We start from the raw sequence: 16,821 nt of genomic DNA on the forward strand, positions 1-16,821 counted from the left end.
AGGGGCTTACGCCCCTTTTTCTGCTTTTATCTCAACCAGCCTGTTTAGGTTGGCATCTATAATTTCACGTACACTGTTAAACTTGCCGGTAATTGCCTGTACATCAGGCGCGCCGGTTTTAGCCATGTGCTCAATATCCTGCATCAGGCCCTGGCAGGTAAGCATACCAAAAAATCCTAAATTTGGTTTTAGCTTATGAGCTGCGGCTGCAGCTACGGGCCAGTTTTGCCCGGCAATGCCGTTATCAATATCCCCCATCAGCTGCGGGGTTTGCTGCATAAACATATCAATTGATTCGATGATAAAATCATCGCTGCCATCAGCAATTTCTTCTAAAAAACTAAGATCCAGATCGGGTGTAACGTTCGACATAACGATGAAATATTTATCAAAATTATAATTTTTTCACTTCTAAATTATCGCTCAGTTTGTTTTTAAGCACTAAAATAGCTTCATCCAAAAGCGGATGCTGTAAATGCGGTGCAATTTCGGCCAGGGGCTCTAAAGTAAACCGGCGCTTATGCAATTCAGGGTGCGGGATAATAAGCCCGGGCTCGTTAATGATATCATTATCATAAAATAATATATCTATATCCATCGTTCGCGATCCCCACTTCTCTTCCCTTACCCGGCCCAGCAGCAATTCAATTTGCAGCAGTTCGTTAAGCAACGCACGAGGCTGGTAATTGGTTTGCACCAGCAGCACCTGATTTAAATAAGCAGGCGCATCGATTTTTCCCCAGCTTGCGGTTTCATAAACGGCCGACTGCCTGATGACCTGCCCTACCTGCGCTTGTATATGTGTAATGGCTTGCTGTAAAAACAATTGCCGGTTGCCCAGGTTACTGCCTAAGAGCAAATAAACATCTATCATGTTGTAACAAATATTATAGATGAAGCTCTAATTTATATAAGACTTCAAATCGTTAAGTTTGCATAGATATAATATTTAAAATAGTTAATGAAACAATTTTTCAAGTTTGTACTCGCCTCGGTTGTTGGGTTCTTTATAGCGGGGTTTGTGGTATTCCTGCTTTTTGCCATGCTTATTGGCGGCATTATCGCATCGGCCAGCAAAGATAAGCCTGAAGAGGTAGCTGAGAATTCCATCCTCAATGTTTCTTTCAAATCTGAGATTAACGAACGTTCGCCCAATAACCCCCTGTCGGGATTAAGCTTTCTGGGTTTTGATAAAGATAAAAGCGTTGGACTAAATGATATCCTTGCCGGTATTAAAAGAGCCAAAACGGACGATCATATCAAAGGTATATTTTTGAACGATAGCTATATGCTGTCTGGCCAGGCCACTACCGAAGAGATACGTAATGCGCTTATCGACTTCAAAAAATCAAAAAAATTCATCATTGCGTATTCGGAAATTTATAGCCAGGGCTTTTACTACCTGGCATCCGTAGCTGATAAGGTATATATCAATCCAAAAGGTATATTCGAATTCCGGGGATATAGCTCACAAATCACTTTCTTTAAAGGTGCATTAGATAAACTGGGTATCGAAGCACAGGTAATTAAAGTAGGCACCTATAAAAGCGCGGTTGAGCCTTTTATTCTGGATAAAATGAGTGATGCCAACCGTATGCAGGTTAATGCTTATCTGGGTTCGCTTTACAACCATTTTTTAACCAGCATCAGCACCAGCCGCAAAATCCCGGCCGACAGTCTGGCCAGCATGGTTAACCAATTAAAAATCCAGTTTCCGGAAGATGCAGTTAAATATAAACTGGTTGACGGCCTTAAGTATAAAGACCAGGTATTGGACGAGCTGAAGAAAATGACCGGCACCGGCCTGAAGAAGAACCTGAAGAGCGTTGACTTGAGCGACTATGCCCAAAATGCAGCGCAGGGCGACGATGAGGATGGCGATAAGAAAGATGTTAAAAACCAAATTGCCATTGTGTATGCCTCAGGCGAAATTAACGGTGGTGAAGGCGACGATAACAGCATCGGATCAGACCGGATATCGGCTGCCATTCGCAAAGCACGGTTGAATGATAATGTTAAAGCGATAGTACTGCGTGTTAACTCACCGGGCGGTAGTTCATTAGCATCAGACGTTATATGGCGCGAGGTAAGCGAAACCAAAAAGGTTAAACCGGTAATTGTTTCCATGGGTGATTATGCAGCATCGGGCGGCTACTATATTTCTTGCGCGGCCGATTCCATTATTGCACAACCCAATACCATTACCGGCTCAATCGGAATATTTGCTATTCTGCCTAATATGCAAAACTTTTTGCATGGCAAGCTGGGCTTAAGCTTTGATGGTGTAAAAACCGGCAAGTATGCCGATTTGGGAGACGTGAGTCGCCCGCTTACAACAGAGGAGCGTGCAATTTTACAAAATGAAGTTAACCACGGTTACGACGATTTTACCAAGGCAGTAGCCAGTGGCCGCCACAAAACACAGGCTTATATAAACAATATTGGCCAGGGCCGCGTATGGACCGGCGAGCAAGCCTTGAAAATTGGCCTGGTTGACCGCTTAGGCAGCATAAACGACGCCATTAACAGCGCAGCCCGCAAAGCCAAACTGGGTAAAGATTATAAACTGGTAGCCTACCCCGAACAGAAAGGCATACTTAGCCAGCTAAATACTGGTATGGTGGCCCAGGCAAAAGCTAAAATGGTAAAATCAGAACTGGGTGAAAATTACGAGTACTATCAACAGCTAAAAAGTATACAAAAGATGATGCGTGTGCCGCAAGCCCGTTTACCATTTGTACTCGACATTAAGTAAGCTCAACCCATACAAACTAAATATCCACAAAAGCCGTTCATTGAAACGGCTTTTGTATTTTTGCAGCCTTTCAAGTATGGAAAACAAACCAATTTCCCGCAAACTTAAGTTGTTAGCGCAGTTAATGGAACTGCACGAAGTAAATGCCTTTAAAGTACGTTCTGTAAGTAATTCTGTTTTTAAAATAGATAAGCTGCCCTACCCGGTTGCCGGCAAAAGCATTGAGCAACTGAACCAGATTGAAGGTATAGGAAAGAGCATATCCGGCTACATTATGGAACTGCTGCAAACCGGCACCATCCAAGATCTGGAAGATTTGCTGCAGGCTACCCCAGCCGGTGTGGTTGAGATGCTGGGTATAAAGGGCATTGGTCCGAAAAAGATTGCCACCATCTGGCATCAGCTGGGTATTGACAATATAGGCGAACTCTACTATGCCTGCAATGAAAACCGATTGGCCGAGGCCAAAGGCTTTGGTTTAAAAACGCAGGAAGAAGTAAAACGCTTGCTCGAATTCCGTATGGCCAGCAGCGGCAAAATGCTTTACGCACAATCTAAACCAGAGGCTGATGAATTAATGACTGGCCTGAAAGCAACTTTTCCGGATGCGCTTATAGATTTTGCTGGTGAATACCGCCGTTGCTGCGAAATAATTGAAAAACTGGTTATGGTAATTGGCACACGTGACGCACAATTGGCATTGCAAACGCTGTCGACAACCACCCTCCTCACTGAAATACAAACAGACAATAACCTTGTTACTGGTAAAACGGCCAATGGGTTGTCTGTTCATCTTGTAGTGATAGATAAACATTTTTATTACAGCACATTATTTGAGCAAACCGGTAGCGAGGAACATATTAAAGCGGTGCTATCTTACATGGATGCATCACCCGACCAGCCAGCGAGCGAGGAAATCATTTACAAAGCAGCCGGTATGTGCTGGATACAACCCGAACTGCGCGAAGGCGATAGCTATATACAAAAAGCCATTGACAATAAGCTGCCCGACCTGATTGATTTACATGATTTGAAAGGATCGCTGCACAACCACAGTACTTGGAGCGATGGCATCAATACCCTGGAAGAAATGGCCCTGTATTGCCGCGACGAAATGATGCTGAAATACCTCGGCATTTGTGACCATAGCAAAAGTGCATTTTACGCTAAAGGCTTAAGTATTGAGCGCGTGATGCAACAACATGAAGAAATTGATCGTCTGAATCAGAAACTGGAAGGCTTCCATATATTTAAAGGCATCGAATCAGATATCCTTAGTGATGGCTCGCTGGACTATCCTGACGAAATACTGCAAAGTTTTGATTTCGTCGTAGCATCTGTGCACTCCAACCTGAAGATGGATGAAGACAAAGCGACCGCACGTTTAGTTAAAGCCATTGAAAATCCATACACCACTATATTAGGCCACCCTACAGGTCGCTTGTTACTAAGCCGAAAGGGGTATACTTTTGACTATAAAAAAGTGATTGATGCCTGTGCCGCCAACAGTGTGGTAATCGAAATCAATGCCAATCCGCTAAGGTTGGATTTGGACTGGCGCTGGTGCCAGTACGCGCTGGATAAAGGTGTATGGCTATCCATTAACCCAGACGCACACCGCGTAGAAGGTTTTCATGATATGGAATACGGTATCTTATCGGCACGCAAAGGAGGTTTAACCAAAGAAATGTGTTTAAACGCCCTGCCGCTGGAGGGTATCAAAGAAAAGTTTCAACAAAAAAAGCAAATCAGGGCATAGTATGTTAATAGCATCGTATTCAACCAAACTTGATATTATAAATGTTAATAGATAAAGTACATGCCATACGCCAGTCGGGCGAGCAGCCTGATATTCTGGTAATAGGTGACCTCATGATTGACCATTATGTGTGGGGCGATGCTACCCGCCTTTCGCCCGAGGCACCAGTACCGGTGGTTAATGTAAAAAGCGAAACCACTACTTTAGGCGGTGCTGCCAACGTAGCACAAAACCTCATTACACTGGGAGCCAAGGTAACCCTGGCCGGCGTGGTTGGTGACGATATTTCGGGCGGACAGTTAACAGCCATTTTGGAAAAAGAGGGCATTAACACTTGTGCCATTGTAAAAGACGGCAACCGCCCAACTACTGTAAAAACACGCATACTGGCAGGCAGCCACCAACTTGTACGCGTTGACAGGGAAGTGACGGAGCCGGTAAGCGAAAACATGGAATATGAGCTACTCGAGAAACTAACTTCATGCATCGCCCGCGCTGATATGGTTCTATTTTCTGACTATAATAAAGGTTTGTTCTCCCCCTCATTAAGTCAGAAACTGATAAAGGCGGCTACTGAGCAGCAAAAAAAAGTAATTGTTGACCCAAAAGGCTTAAACTACGCCAAGTATAAAGGTGCGCATATCATCAAACCCAATCGCAAAGAACTTACCGAAGCGGCTAAGATCGAGAAGATCCGCACAACCGAGGATCTGCAGGAAGCTGCTAAAGTCATCTTTAACCAAACAGATACCGATTATTTAGTGGTAACACTTTCCGAAGAAGGGATGGCCATTATGAGCGAGCTAACTTACAAGATGCTGCCCGTAAAAGCTACAGAAGTTTTTGATGTAACCGGTGCCGGAGATACGGTACTGGCTACCTTAGCTTACTTTATGTCGTTGGGCATGAGTTTGGAGGAGGCCGGCGAACTGGCTAACCATGCTGCCGCCATTGTAATACGTCGGGTTGGCAGTGCTACTACTAACCTGGATGAAATAATGGATGATATGGTTCGCAACCAATAATCTTTAATTTTGTGAACGAGCAATACGCTTAAGGCTATTGCTCATCACTCAATATTCAAAACTATTTAACCTTTACTTCCAATGAAAGCCTGTATAGAAAACGAGCTGCTTGCTAAAATAAATAACCTGACAGGCTTAAAAGAGCAGGTTGACAACTGGAAGCAGCAAGGCCAAAAAGTGGTTTTTACCAACGGCTGCTTTGATTTGCTGCATATCGGTCATATCACCTATATGGCCAAAGCCGCCGAACTGGGTGATAAATTGATTATTGGCTTGAACTCAGACGCTTCTGTAAGACGCTTAAAAGGTCCCGACCGGCCGGTTAATAACCAAAACAGCCGGGCTATGCTGCTGGCCACTCTGTTTTTTGTAGATGCCGTTGTGGTGTTTGAGGAAGATACGCCACTCAATCTGATCAGTACCCTCTTGCCTGATATCTTAATTAAAGGCGGTGATTACCAGATTGAAAACATTGTTGGCGCCACCGAAGTAATGGCCAATGGCGGCGAAGTGAAAACCATAGATTTTGTTGAGGGCTACTCATCATCGGCAATCATAAAAAAGATAAAAGGTTAATCCGTATATTTGCCCTTTTATAGGGCCATATGGTTAGCGAAGAATTTAATCAGCTTTTTGATCAGGTAGTAACCGATTACCACAAACTAAATAAGATTGACAGTACACCTGTTGTACCTTATTCGGCCGGTACGCTATCGTATTTACTATACCAAAAATGCTGGATTGATACCGCGCAGTGGCACATGGAAGACGAAGTGCGCAATCCGGATATTGACCCGGTGGCTGCATTGAGCTGGAAACGCATGATCGACCAATCCAACCAGGATCGTACGGATATTGTGGAACAGATTGATGATCATTTTTATCAGCGTTACCAGCACATTGAACCCAAACCTTCAGCACGGTTCAATACCGAAAGCCCTGCGTGGGCTATAGATCGCCTTTCTATTCTGGCACTCAAAATTTATCATATGCGCGAGGAAACTTTGCGCACGGATACTGATGCACAGCAATTACTCAAGTGCCAGAACAAACTGGCCGTATTACTGCAACAGCGCCGGGATTTGACCTTAGCTATCGACCAATTACTGCAAGATATTGAGAACGGCGACCGTTACATGCGGGTATACCGCCAGATGAAAATGTACAACGACCCCTTGCTAAACCCTATTTTATATGGTAATAAGCAGTAATGAGCGCTGGTAAGCACATATTGGTATTACGCTTTTCGGCCATGGGCGATGTGGCCATGACGGTGCCCGTAATAAAAGAACTCTTGCAGCAGCATCCCGATTTGCATATCACCTACGTATCGCGCCCCGGCTTTGCCGCCTTTTTTGACGGCATTGATCGTCTGCACTTTTTCCCGGCCGATTTTAAAACCGAATATACTGGCTGGACAGGCAGCATTAAACTATTTAACCGCCTCAAAAGCCACGTGCGTATTGATGCCGTTGCCAACCTGCACAACAACTTAAGAAGCAATATTTTACAAAGCTTATATCTGCTTTCGGGTATTCACGGCCAGCGTGTAGATAAAGGCCGGGATGAAAAAAAGAAGCTGGTCCGGTTTCCCAACAAAGCACTTAAACCATTAAGAAGTACGATTGAGCGTTATGCTGACGTTTTTAGAAAGCTTGGATTTCCTGTTACACTTAACAACCGAATACAACCGCAGCCAGACAAGCTCCCGGATAATTTTATAGAATTAACGGGCGAAAAATCGGGCAAGTGGATCGGCATTGCGCCTTTTGCCCAACACAAAGGCAAGATTTATCCCTTGGGGCGCATGGAAGAAGTTGTAAAACTCTTGAACCATGAATCCATTCGCATTTTTGTTTTTGGCGGCTCCCCCAATGAACAGGCGGTTGCTGAAGATTGGGAACAGAAGTACCAAAACGTCACCTCAGTGATCAACAAAATAAACATGCAGCAGGAACTGGCGCTTATTAGCCAGTTGGATGTAATGCTTAGTATGGATTCATCCGGCATGCACCTGGCTTCCCTGAAAGGTATACCTGTAGTATCGGTATGGGGGGCAACGCATCATTATGCAGGCTTTTTGGGTTATGGCCAGTCAGAAAATAATATTATTGCAGATGATATAGCCTGCAGGCCGTGTTCGGTTTACGGTAACAAGCCCTGCTTCCGAAAAGATTATGCCTGTTTGTACAATATTGAGCCACAAAGTATTTTGGATAAGCTACTGCCTTTTATCCTCTAAATTGACATCAATAGTTGATTTTATATTTTTTATACAGAACTTTTATTGTAGTTTGTTTCACTATTATACATCACAACGTATATAACCTAAACCTCAATTACAATTATGAAAAGACTGTTCGTAACTGCCTTGATGGCTGCTGCCACCTTTGCCTCATTTGCTCAAAGTAAAACCGTATTCGGTGTTAAAGCCGGTGTAAACTTCGCAAAATTCAATACTGAGTCAACTTCGCCCATATTTATATCTGACGAAAATATAACATCATTTTTACTCGGCATCTATGCCGATCAACAGCTGGGTGGAAACTTTACCATACAACCTGGTTTGTTTTTTACCGGGAAAGGTGGCGGAAGCGTATACCCCAATGGATATATAAGGCAAAGACAGGACACCAAAACGAAATTACACTACTTGCAAATCCCTGTAAATATAGTATACAATATACCTTCAAAAGGTGGTATTTTCTTTTTCGGTGTAGGCCCCTATGCGGCTTATAATTTATCTGGTAATGTGAAAGAAAACATTGATTATTCACTTGCACTTGTTTCAAATGTTGTTGACATAATACCGCCTGATAATGACCTAAGGCGCGGTACCAAAAAATTTGATTTCGGTGCAACTGGCTTGGCAGGGTTTAAATTAAAAAGCGGTTTCTCAATAAACGTGAATTATGATTTGGGGCTGAGTAATATAACTCCGGATTATACTCCAAAGATCAGTATGAAGAACCGGGTGTGGGGGATTTCATTTGGATACGAATTTAAATAAGCAATTTTAAACTTGTTGTTATTTATACTACAATCGCCTGTATGTACTGCACCAAAATTTGCAGTTAATTTGGTTACTTTAATAAGCTCTTTTTTTGTACCTTCGCGGCCACAAACTTTATTACAATTTATGAAAAAAGTATTTCTGGCTATCGTATTAGCCGCATCTTCTTTTGTTGCATCTGCACAAACTCAAACTAAATTCGGTATCAAAGGCGGCGTTAATTTCGCGAATGTTCATCTAAGTACAGAAGGCTCCTCTACCAGTGCAAACGCAGGCAACTTGACCAGCTTCTCCGCAGGTTTATTTGCGGATGTCCAAGTTTCGGAAGGTTTCTCTATTCAACCAGCATTACTCTATTCGGGTAAGGGATTTAAAATTAGTCAAACTGCAACAGCAACGTTTGAATCTGTAAATGTCAATGCCGAAAGTAAGCTAAAAACGAAGCTCAATTACATACAAGTACCTGTTAACTTCTTGTATAATTCAAGAACAAATGCAGGAAACTTCTTTATTGGTGGTGGCCCTTTCGCTGCTGTTGCCGTTAGTGCACATTACAAGGGTTATGTATATGGTTCAGGGACAGATGGCCAAAATACTGTAGAGCAAAGAGAAGATATGGATGAAAAAATTGAGATTGGTAAAGATAGCGGTATTAAACGTATGGATTATGGAATAACTGGTTTAGCAGGCTTCCGTTTTAATAACAACCTGTCTTTAAACGTAAATTACGACTTAGGCTTAGCCAATATTAACAACGGTGACGATACCAAAATGAAAACTCGCGTAATTGGTGTGTCAATAGGTTATAGCTTCTAATCATTCATTAATAATACTAATTAAAAGAGGAGCTCGTCTCCTCTTTTTTGTTTATAGCAATTTCTTGTTTGAAGGCTATTGCTATAAACGAGGCAAATTCACCAGATCTTTTGCCATTTAGCTACATTTGACCGAAATGAAAAAGCTACTTTTAATTCGGCATGCTGAAGCCGTAAGCCATGCGAAAGGCGGCGACTTTGCGCGCCCGTTATCAGACCAGGGCAAACAAGACGCTGTTAAAACCGCAGTATATTTAAAATCGCATGGCTTTGTGCCCGAAAGCATGGTTATTAGTCCGGCACTGCGTACTGCAACCACTGCTCAAATCATTGCAGATCACCTGCACCTTTCCTCCGTCAGCTTCAATGATGATATTTATGAAGCCAGCGAAAAAGTTTTACTTAAGGTAATTAATTCCTGGAACAACCAACAAAACTTTATGGCCATGGTTGGCCATAATCCCGGCATAGCCTACTTATCCTATAACCTAAGCAACGAGATACGTGATGTAATGCCAGGTACGGCTTTAATACTTACGTTCGATGTTGATGAGTGGGCACATATAACCAGTGGAACAGGAACAATTACGCATTATTTTGCCCCTTGATCAGTTCAAAGTATAAGCCTTGCCAGGCAGTGATTTGATATAGCCCTGCATCTCCATGTTCAGCAAGTTCATGGCCAGCTGGCTGGTAGGCAGATTCAATTTTATGCTAAGATCATCAATGGCAATAGGCGCATCGTGGTGCTGCAAAGTTTCGAAAATGAGGCGTTCCTGCCCGGTTAAATCAATAGGCAATGCAAACTGTTTTGGTTGCGGCTTGGCTGGTTGCTGCCCTGCATCCCAGCCTAATATATAGGCCAAATCTGCCGCGCAGGTTAGCAAGCCAGCTTTATGATTCCTGATCAGGAAATTACATCCTTCCGAAAACTCATCATCCACCCGGCCGGGGAAAGCAAACACATCTTTGTTATAAGAGTTGGCGATCTCGGCAGTTATTAAAGCGCCGCCTTTTATACCAGCTTCTACCACCACTATAGCATCGGCCATGCCCGCCACAATGCGGTTACGTTGCGGAAAATTTTCACGATCGGGCACCGTTCCGGAAGGAAACTCAGTGAGCAAACCGCCGTTTTGTTGCATCTTTTCGGCTATGCCACGGTGCTGACTGGGATATATGCGATCAAGCCCATGCCCTAATACACCTATAGTAGGTAAATCAAGCCGTAAGCTTTCTTTATGGGCTGCCCCATCAATGCCCAAGGCTAAACCACTTACTACTAAAACACCATACTGCTTCAGGTCTTCCAGAAGCTGTTTGCAAAGCGTGCGGCCATAGTCGGTTGCGTTTCGGGTACCCACAATACTTACCACCCTTTGATTATTTAAGTCGGCGTTGCCTTTACTGTATAACAAAACAGGTGAATCGTTGCAATTTTTCAGACGCTTAGGATAACGGCTATCTGTGTAAAAAACAACATCAATACCATTCTCCTCTACATACTCGGCCTCCTTCTTCGCTCGCTCTAAAGCGGTGTTGAGATTAAGCAGATCGGCACGATAGGTACCGATACCCGGCACCTTAGAAAGCTGACTTTTGGGAACGCTGAATATCTCTTCGGCACTGCCAAAATACGCTAATAAAGATTTAGATGATGAGGGGCCAATACCTCTAATAAAGGTAAGTGCAAGCTGATGTATAATAGACATAAGTGAGCATTAAAAATATGGATTTTTAGTCACCTTCAAAAATAGATACTACTTAACATAATATTAGCGAACAGATAGTAATGACTTGACCTTTGATCGATAGAAACTGGTGTATAAGTAACCATTAAACTCAGTGTTATTAAAGCAAGGCTTCTCTATTTAACATAATATATCCTACATCAAGTCTCTTAGCTATTATTATGAGTAAGTAAGCATAGAATTACTACACTACATGCAACGAGGTTAGCAAAATATTATAAGTAGCACTATATCAGTAACTTAATTTATTTTAAACTATCAAAACAGTTATCAAACTATTAAAATAGTACAATTTAACACTATTGAAACTATAAAAATAGTATTAAGACTATATAAATAGTTTATTAAAACTATGGAAATAGTTGTTTATTTTTGCTTTGAAAAATCATGAAGGAATTAACTAAGGCAGAAGAGCAGGTAATGCAGATTTTATGGCAACTTAAGGAAGCCATTGTTAAGGATATTTTGGCTAAAATGCCTGACCCCAAACCGGCATATAATACCGTATCTACCGTGGTGCGGGTGCTGGAAGGCAAGGGATTTATCGGGCATAAAGCTTACGGTAATTCACACGTATACTTCCCTACCGTGGGCGCCGAGGAATACAAAAAATTTGCTTTTGAGCGGGTGATCAAAGCCTACTTTAATAATTCGTATAAAGAGCTTATATCCTATCTGGTGAAAGAGCAGAAGCTTAACATTTCGGAGCTGGCTGAATTAATTTTGTTGGCTGAGCGAAGTAAGAAGTAAACAGCGCTAAACAATGCTGGCATTTGTGAGGTTTGGTAGCATTATCCTATCATATTTGATTAGGCTTATTTTTAAGCCACAGAATGCATTTAACAAAAAAAGACGACTCAATGGTCGTCTTTTAATTTTTATGGCCTTATATCGCTTTATTTAAAGTCAGTATTTTTGAGATTTGTGTGCTGGCATTTCCTTTCAGCATGTCGGATAATATTGAGTTATCTTTTTTGACCACTCATTAACCTTTTACATAGATCACCTGCTTAGTTTCAAAAAACTCTTCTGCAAAATAATCTTTCAGGTAAAATTGCTGTACTGCTAAACCCGATTCGGCAATCTCCTGCTGCAGATCTCCCCCTTTCAGGTACAGTATACCATTGGCCAGTCTGTTCGCTGATTTTTTACTGAACTTATCCTTCACCCAAGGGTAAAAATCTTTAAGCTGGGTAACCGCCCGCGATACCACAAAGTCGAACTTACCCGACACCTGCTCGGCACGGCTATGCGTGGCTTTTAAGTTTTGCAACCCTAATGCGCTGGCCACCTCCTGCACTACCTTGATTTTTTTACCAATGGAATCGACCAGATGGAAGTTAGTTTCCGGAAACATAATAGCCAGCGGCACGCCTGGAAAACCACCGCCAGTACCCACATCCAACACCTGTTCGCCAGGCAAAAATTTCATCACCTTGGCTATACCTAACGAGTGCAGCACATGCCGTTCATATAGCGAATCCATATCCTTGCGGGATACGACGTTGATCTGGCTGTTCCAATATCCATAAAGCCTGGCAAGCTGCGCATACTGCTCCTGTTGCTTTGCCGTAATTTCGGGAAAGTATTTAAGTAAAAGTTCTATACCCATGTATTATCTGTCCATACGATTGATGATGTTTCCTAAAAGATATTTTGCACGGAACAACTGTGCTTTTACCGTACCTAAAGGAAGGTCGAGCTGCTGTGCAATTTCTTCATAAGATAACTCATCGAAATACCTTAAAGTTAACAAGTTACGATACCTTGGCGGCAAACTTTCAATCAACAGTTTAAGCTCTGTTGATTGTTGCTTTTTGATGGAAGTTTCTTCCGGGTTCAGCACATCTGCTTTGATTTGCAGCGGGCGGTCATCCTCTTCATCCATCATGTTATTGATCGATACCGTGTTCAATTTTTTCTTGCGTAAAAAATCGATGCAATTATTGGTAGCCACCCGGAAGAGCCAGGTACTGAAAGCATATTCGGGCTGGTACTTGTCCAGCTTTTCAAAGGCCTTGGCAAAGGTTTCAACCGTGATATCCATGGCATCCTCCTTGTTGTTCACCATTTTGAGCGACATAAAGTATATTGAATCTTTATAACGCTGCATCAAATCGGCATAAGCTTTCTGATTTCCTTCACGGGCTTTTTGCACCAGCATGAAATCATTTTTAGCGTTCGGGGTAAAGTTGGCATTTACTTCCATTGCGTAGTTTTTATAAAAGTTCCTACTAATCCAAATACATTCAGATACACATAGTATATCAAATCAAAAAACGGCAAAAACCATAATAGCTTGCTACCGCTAAGCTTACCGGCTGATTTCTGGTAAATAACCAACTGGGTTATTAACCGCACCAAATAGGCACCTGCCAAAACAAGCAACTGAGTATTGAAATACAGCAAGATACCTAATGTTACATAAAATAAAAATCCAGATAATGCTTCAGCGCTTAACAGACGGCGGTGTTTGTTTTTATACAAACCACCTACCCCCATATGGCGTTTTTTTTGCCTGAAAAAGGATCGGAAAGTACGCTTAGATTCACTAAAGGTAAAAGCATCTGGATGCACCTCAATTACAGTATTCACGGGCGTTGCGTTTTGGTTTACAAACAGGTCATCATCCCCTGCCATTACATGCAGGTGAGACGCAAAGCCTTTATTTTTAAAAAATAAGGATTTGGTATAAGCCAGGTTTCTACCTATACCCATGTAAGCATTACGTGCCAATGCGGCCGAAAAATAATTAATAGCTGTACGGAGGGTTTCAAACCTTACAAATGCATTGATAAACCCACGCTCTTTGATATAAGGCGAATACCCCAAAACAATTTCGGTATTGCCCGAAAAGTTGCCGGCCATACGGGCCACCCAATGGGCAGAGGCTGGCTGGCAATCAGCATCCGTAAATAGCAGATGTTCGTATTTCGCGGCTTTTATACCCATCGTTAAGGCGAATTTTTTTCCGGTTTTAAACCGGCGATGCTCTGTTACACTAACGATTTTCAAATGCGGATGGTTTTTACTGAATTCCAATAAGATATGATGTGATTCATCAACAGAGCAGTCGTCCACTACAACTACCTCAAATTCAGGATATTCCTGCTGCAATATAGCCGGTAAAAATTTTTGCAGATTTTCTGCTTCGTTACGTGCGCTGATGATTACAGAAACAGGTATAACAGCCGTCGATAACTCCTTGGCCGGCACCGTGTAAGCAGCAAACAGCCGCAGCCTGATTAGCAGATAACATAGCTGTATTAAAAAACAAATTACAAATAGAATAAATAATGCTTGGGGTATATAAGCTTCCAAATTTTACAGGGAATTTTTATGCTGCAAAGGTGTTAAAATTAAGCGAAAAATGCCGCACCTAAAATTATCAACCAGTGTACCCGCTTATTTGTTAATTTTGCAGATTAAAGATGAAATTTAAATTAACTGCACAAGATAAACTTTCAAAGGCACGTGCCGGCGAAATCACTACAGATCATGGCGTTATACAAACGCCCATTTTTATGCCCGTGGGTACAGCAGGCACTGTAAAGGCTGTACATCAACAAGAACTGAAAGACGATATTAAGGCCCAGATCATCTTGGGCAATACCTATCACCTTTACCTTCGCCCCGGGTTAAATACATTGGAACAAGCTGGCGGCCTGCATAAATTTAACGGCTGGGATAAACCCATTTTAACTGACAGTGGTGGCTACCAGGTTTACTCGCTGACCCAAGTACGCAAGATAAAGGAAGAAGGGGTAACTTTCCGCTCACACATCGACGGATCCAAACACCTGTTCACGCCCGAATCGGCTATGGATATCCAGCGCGTTATCGGTGCTGATATCATTATGGCTTTCGATGAATGCACTCCCTACCCCTGTGATTATCATTACGCACGCAAATCTATAGAGATGACGCACCGCTGGCTTAAACGCTGCTGCGACCGTTTTGACAGCACGGAACCTAAATATGGTTATAGCCAAACTTTGTTCCCTATTGTGCAAGGGTCGGTTTATAAAGATCTGCGTGTAAAATCAGCCGAGGTAATTGCTTCTTTTGAGCGCGAGGGCAACGCCATTGGTGGCCTATCGGTAGGCGAACCAGCCGAAGAAATGTATGCCATGACCGAATTGGTTTGCAACATACTACCCGAGCAAAAACCACGTTACCTAATGGGCGTAGGTACACCGGTTAACATACTGGAAAATATTGCTTTAGGCGTAGATATGTTTGATTGTGTTATGCCAACACGCAATGCCCGGCACGGCTTGCTGTTTACAGCCAACGGCATCATCAACATGCGTAACGAAAAATGGAAAAACGACTTTAGCCCTATTGATGCTGATAGCGATTTATGGGTTGACCGCGAGCATTCCAAAGCCTACCTACGCCACCTGATCACATCGGGCGAGATGCTGGGCGCACAGATTGCGAGCCTGCATAACCTGCATTTTTATTTATGGCTGGTTACCCAGGCACGTGAAAAGATAATATCCGGCGAGTTTTACAGTTGGAAAGAAAAAATGGTTAAACAATTAGCCCAACGCCTTTAATGTTTAAGTTCATCAACCGGTTCGTTAAAACCATCGACAGGTACATCATAGGTAAATATCTCAGCACCTTTGCGTTTACCCTGTCTATCTTTCTGGTTATCATCGTGGTTTTCGACGTATCCGAACATCTTGACGACTTTTTAAAAACACAGGCACCCCTGCGGGCGGTTGTTTTTCAGTACTATGGCGGCTACCTGCCTTATTATGCCAATATACTTTTCCCGCTCATTAACTTTTTGGCCGTTATTTTCTTTACGGCCAAAATGGCTAATCAAACCGAAATTGTGCCTATACTCAGCGGAAAAGTGAGCTTCAACCGCTTTTTGTGGCCCTATTTCCTGGCATCCAGTATACTGTTCGTTATTTTCTTTTTTGGTAACATTTACTTTATTCCTTTTACCAACAACCTGAGTGTAACCTTCGAAAGAACGTATAATAACAGCAACGACCCTACCCTTAAAGAGGTACATATGCAGCTGGACAAACGCACGTTTATCTACCTGCAGAACTATGACAACATCGTTCACAAGGGCTATAATTTTACGCTTGAAAAGTTTGACGGCGATGAGATGAAAGAGAAATTAACTGCTCAATCCATTGTTTATGACTCATTAAAACACGTGTGGTCGATACAGGACTTCCAGGTCAGGTACGTGAACGGACTAAAGGAACAATGGGTTACGGGCTCCAAAAAAGATACGGTGCTTGACATGCGCCCAAGCGATTTTGAAGAACAGCGCGATATCAACACCAATATTTACCGGGCAATGTCTACCTCAGAACTGAGCAAGGCCATTGAAAAAGAGAAAATCAGGGGCACAGGCAGGCTTGTTGACCTGGAACTAGAGTTGTACCACCGCTTTATTTCGCCTTTTTCGTGTTATGTATTGACGCTGATTGGCGTCTCGCTCTCTTCCCGCAAGGTGAGGGGAGGGATTGGTCTGCCTTTAGGTATCGGCATATTCATGTGTTTTTTATATATCGTTGTAGACCGCTTTGCCAGTGTTTTTTCGCTGAAAGCCAACCTTCCACCTATCATTGCAGCCTTTGTACCTAATGTTGTTTTTGGCTTATTAGGCTATTATTTACTGCGCAAAGCGCCTAAATAAGCAAAGTTACATCCTATCAAAATTATATTTCG

At 42.6% G+C, this 16,821-nt stretch carries 18 protein-coding genes; 12 read left to right on the top strand and 6 right to left on the bottom strand.

What is annotated here, in order from left to right; all coding sequences use genetic code 11:
- Window positions 1-6: 6 nt before the first annotated feature.
- Both KHS38_RS03890 and folK read right to left on the bottom strand, forming a co-directional pair.
- On the bottom strand, window positions 7-372 hold the full coding sequence (locus KHS38_RS03890; protein ID WP_213487199.1) for an Hpt domain-containing protein: 366 nt from the start codon (window positions 370-372) through the stop codon (window positions 7-9).
- 22 nt (window positions 373-394) lie between these two features.
- Window positions 395-874 carry a 2-amino-4-hydroxy-6-hydroxymethyldihydropteridine diphosphokinase gene (gene folK, locus KHS38_RS03895; RefSeq protein WP_213487200.1) on the bottom strand — a complete coding sequence of 160 codons (480 nt, stop codon included), beginning with the start codon at window positions 872-874 and terminating at the stop codon, window positions 395-397.
- Window positions 875-961: 87 nt separating this feature from the next.
- On the opposite strand from folK, the gene sppA reads away from it, so the two are divergent.
- The 9 genes from sppA to KHS38_RS03940 all read left to right on the top strand — a co-directional run bounded on the left by sppA (window position 962) and on the right by KHS38_RS03940 (window position 9,975).
- Window positions 962-2,755: a signal peptide peptidase SppA gene (gene sppA / locus KHS38_RS03900; protein WP_213487201.1), complete on the top strand. Its 1,794-nt coding sequence runs from the start codon at window positions 962-964 to the stop codon at window positions 2,753-2,755.
- 76 nt (window positions 2,756-2,831) lie between these two features.
- Entirely contained in the window at window positions 2,832-4,514 is a 1,683-nt protein-coding gene (locus tag KHS38_RS03905; RefSeq protein ID WP_213487202.1) for a DNA polymerase/3'-5' exonuclease PolX, read from the top strand.
- Window positions 4,515-4,555: 41 nt separating this feature from the next.
- Complete coding sequence (gene rfaE1 / locus KHS38_RS03910; RefSeq protein WP_213487203.1) at window positions 4,556-5,539, top strand: D-glycero-beta-D-manno-heptose-7-phosphate kinase; 984 nt, start codon at window positions 4,556-4,558, stop codon at window positions 5,537-5,539.
- Window positions 5,540-5,620: 81 nt separating this feature from the next.
- A complete protein-coding gene (gene rfaE2 / locus KHS38_RS03915) occupies window positions 5,621-6,115 on the top strand; it encodes a D-glycero-beta-D-manno-heptose 1-phosphate adenylyltransferase (protein WP_213487204.1) in 495 nt (164 codons plus the stop codon).
- Between the two features lie 29 nt (window positions 6,116-6,144).
- Window positions 6,145-6,750: a DUF4254 domain-containing protein gene (locus KHS38_RS03920; RefSeq protein ID WP_213487205.1), complete on the top strand. Its 606-nt coding sequence runs from the start codon at window positions 6,145-6,147 to the stop codon at window positions 6,748-6,750.
- Entirely contained in the window at window positions 6,750-7,781 is a 1,032-nt protein-coding gene (locus tag KHS38_RS03925) for a glycosyltransferase family 9 protein (RefSeq protein ID WP_213487206.1), read from the top strand. Before KHS38_RS03920 ends, KHS38_RS03925 begins: the two co-directional genes overlap by 1 nt.
- Window positions 7,782-7,913: 132 nt before the next feature.
- Window positions 7,914-8,549 (top strand): porin family protein, encoded by a 636-nt coding sequence (locus KHS38_RS03930; protein ID WP_213487207.1) that lies wholly within the window; start codon window positions 7,914-7,916, stop codon window positions 8,547-8,549.
- 129 nt (window positions 8,550-8,678) lie between these two features.
- A complete protein-coding gene (locus tag KHS38_RS03935) occupies window positions 8,679-9,368 on the top strand; it encodes a porin family protein (protein ID WP_213487208.1) in 690 nt (229 codons plus the stop codon).
- Window positions 9,369-9,504: 136 nt separating this feature from the next.
- Entirely contained in the window at window positions 9,505-9,975 is a 471-nt protein-coding gene (locus tag KHS38_RS03940) for a SixA phosphatase family protein (RefSeq protein WP_213487209.1), read from the top strand.
- Here the strand turns inward: KHS38_RS03940 and dprA are convergent, their stop codons facing one another.
- Complete coding sequence (gene dprA, locus KHS38_RS03945) at window positions 9,976-11,079, bottom strand: DNA-processing protein DprA (RefSeq protein WP_213487210.1); 1,104 nt, start codon at window positions 11,077-11,079, stop codon at window positions 9,976-9,978. It lies immediately after the preceding gene.
- 426 nt (window positions 11,080-11,505) lie between these two features.
- Here dprA and KHS38_RS03950 point away from each other — a divergent pair, with 426 nt between their 5' ends.
- Window positions 11,506-11,868 carry a BlaI/MecI/CopY family transcriptional regulator gene (locus tag KHS38_RS03950; protein ID WP_213487211.1) on the top strand — a complete coding sequence of 121 codons (363 nt, stop codon included), beginning with the start codon at window positions 11,506-11,508 and terminating at the stop codon, window positions 11,866-11,868.
- A 235-nt stretch (window positions 11,869-12,103) separates the two neighbouring features.
- On the opposite strand, the gene rsmG is transcribed toward KHS38_RS03950, so the two are convergent.
- Genes rsmG through KHS38_RS03965 form a run of 3 tightly spaced genes read right to left on the bottom strand, consistent with a single transcriptional unit; the run spans window position 12,104 to window position 14,439 of the window.
- A complete protein-coding gene (rsmG, locus tag KHS38_RS03955; protein ID WP_213487212.1) occupies window positions 12,104-12,730 on the bottom strand; it encodes a 16S rRNA (guanine(527)-N(7))-methyltransferase RsmG in 627 nt (208 codons plus the stop codon).
- Window positions 12,731-12,733: 3 nt separating this feature from the next.
- Window positions 12,734-13,327 carry an RNA polymerase sigma factor gene (locus KHS38_RS03960; protein WP_213487213.1) on the bottom strand — a complete coding sequence of 198 codons (594 nt, stop codon included), beginning with the start codon at window positions 13,325-13,327 and terminating at the stop codon, window positions 12,734-12,736.
- Window positions 13,318-14,439, bottom strand: coding sequence for a glycosyltransferase (locus KHS38_RS03965; protein ID WP_213487214.1), 1,122 nt, complete (start codon window positions 14,437-14,439; stop codon window positions 13,318-13,320). Before KHS38_RS03965 ends, KHS38_RS03960 begins: the two co-directional genes overlap by 10 nt.
- A gap of 110 nt (window positions 14,440-14,549) precedes the next feature.
- Here KHS38_RS03965 and tgt point away from each other — a divergent pair, with 110 nt between their 5' ends.
- Window positions 14,550-15,680: a tRNA guanosine(34) transglycosylase Tgt gene (gene tgt, locus KHS38_RS03970; protein WP_213487215.1), complete on the top strand. Its 1,131-nt coding sequence runs from the start codon at window positions 14,550-14,552 to the stop codon at window positions 15,678-15,680.
- Window positions 15,680-16,789, top strand: coding sequence for an LptF/LptG family permease (locus KHS38_RS03975; protein WP_213487216.1), 1,110 nt, complete (start codon window positions 15,680-15,682; stop codon window positions 16,787-16,789). Before tgt ends, KHS38_RS03975 begins: the two co-directional genes overlap by 1 nt.
- The last annotated feature ends 32 nt before the right edge of the window (window positions 16,790-16,821 follow it).

Origin of the sequence: Mucilaginibacter sp. Bleaf8 (assembly GCF_018390515.1) — a bacterium.
Classification (GTDB): domain Bacteria; phylum Bacteroidota; class Bacteroidia; order Sphingobacteriales; family Sphingobacteriaceae; genus Mucilaginibacter.

What these genes read in the sequence shown, in the direction of transcription:
- KHS38_RS03890 (WP_213487199.1), bottom strand. Translation starts at nt 372, where the DNA reads ATGTCGAACGTTACACCCGATCTGGATCTTAGTTTTTTAGAAGAAATT.
- folK (WP_213487200.1), bottom strand. Translation starts at nt 874, where the DNA reads ATGATAGATGTTTATTTGCTCTTAGGCAGTAACCTGGGCAACCGGCAA.
- sppA (WP_213487201.1), top strand. Translation starts at nt 962, where the DNA reads ATGAAACAATTTTTCAAGTTTGTACTCGCCTCGGTTGTTGGGTTCTTT.
- KHS38_RS03905 (WP_213487202.1), top strand. Translation starts at nt 2,832, where the DNA reads ATGGAAAACAAACCAATTTCCCGCAAACTTAAGTTGTTAGCGCAGTTA.
- rfaE1 (WP_213487203.1), top strand. Translation starts at nt 4,556, where the DNA reads ATGTTAATAGATAAAGTACATGCCATACGCCAGTCGGGCGAGCAGCCT.
- rfaE2 (WP_213487204.1), top strand. Translation starts at nt 5,621, where the DNA reads ATGAAAGCCTGTATAGAAAACGAGCTGCTTGCTAAAATAAATAACCTG.
- KHS38_RS03920 (WP_213487205.1), top strand. Translation starts at nt 6,145, where the DNA reads ATGGTTAGCGAAGAATTTAATCAGCTTTTTGATCAGGTAGTAACCGAT.
- KHS38_RS03925 (WP_213487206.1), top strand. Translation starts at nt 6,750, where the DNA reads ATGAGCGCTGGTAAGCACATATTGGTATTACGCTTTTCGGCCATGGGC.
- KHS38_RS03930 (WP_213487207.1), top strand. Translation starts at nt 7,914, where the DNA reads ATGGCTGCTGCCACCTTTGCCTCATTTGCTCAAAGTAAAACCGTATTC.
- KHS38_RS03935 (WP_213487208.1), top strand. Translation starts at nt 8,679, where the DNA reads ATGAAAAAAGTATTTCTGGCTATCGTATTAGCCGCATCTTCTTTTGTT.
- KHS38_RS03940 (WP_213487209.1), top strand. Translation starts at nt 9,505, where the DNA reads ATGAAAAAGCTACTTTTAATTCGGCATGCTGAAGCCGTAAGCCATGCG.
- dprA (WP_213487210.1), bottom strand. Translation starts at nt 11,079, where the DNA reads ATGTCTATTATACATCAGCTTGCACTTACCTTTATTAGAGGTATTGGC.
- KHS38_RS03950 (WP_213487211.1), top strand. Translation starts at nt 11,506, where the DNA reads ATGAAGGAATTAACTAAGGCAGAAGAGCAGGTAATGCAGATTTTATGG.
- rsmG (WP_213487212.1), bottom strand. Translation starts at nt 12,730, where the DNA reads ATGGGTATAGAACTTTTACTTAAATACTTTCCCGAAATTACGGCAAAG.
- KHS38_RS03960 (WP_213487213.1), bottom strand. Translation starts at nt 13,327, where the DNA reads ATGGAAGTAAATGCCAACTTTACCCCGAACGCTAAAAATGATTTCATG.
- tgt (WP_213487215.1), top strand. Translation starts at nt 14,550, where the DNA reads ATGAAATTTAAATTAACTGCACAAGATAAACTTTCAAAGGCACGTGCC.
- KHS38_RS03975 (WP_213487216.1), top strand. Translation starts at nt 15,680, where the DNA reads ATGTTTAAGTTCATCAACCGGTTCGTTAAAACCATCGACAGGTACATC.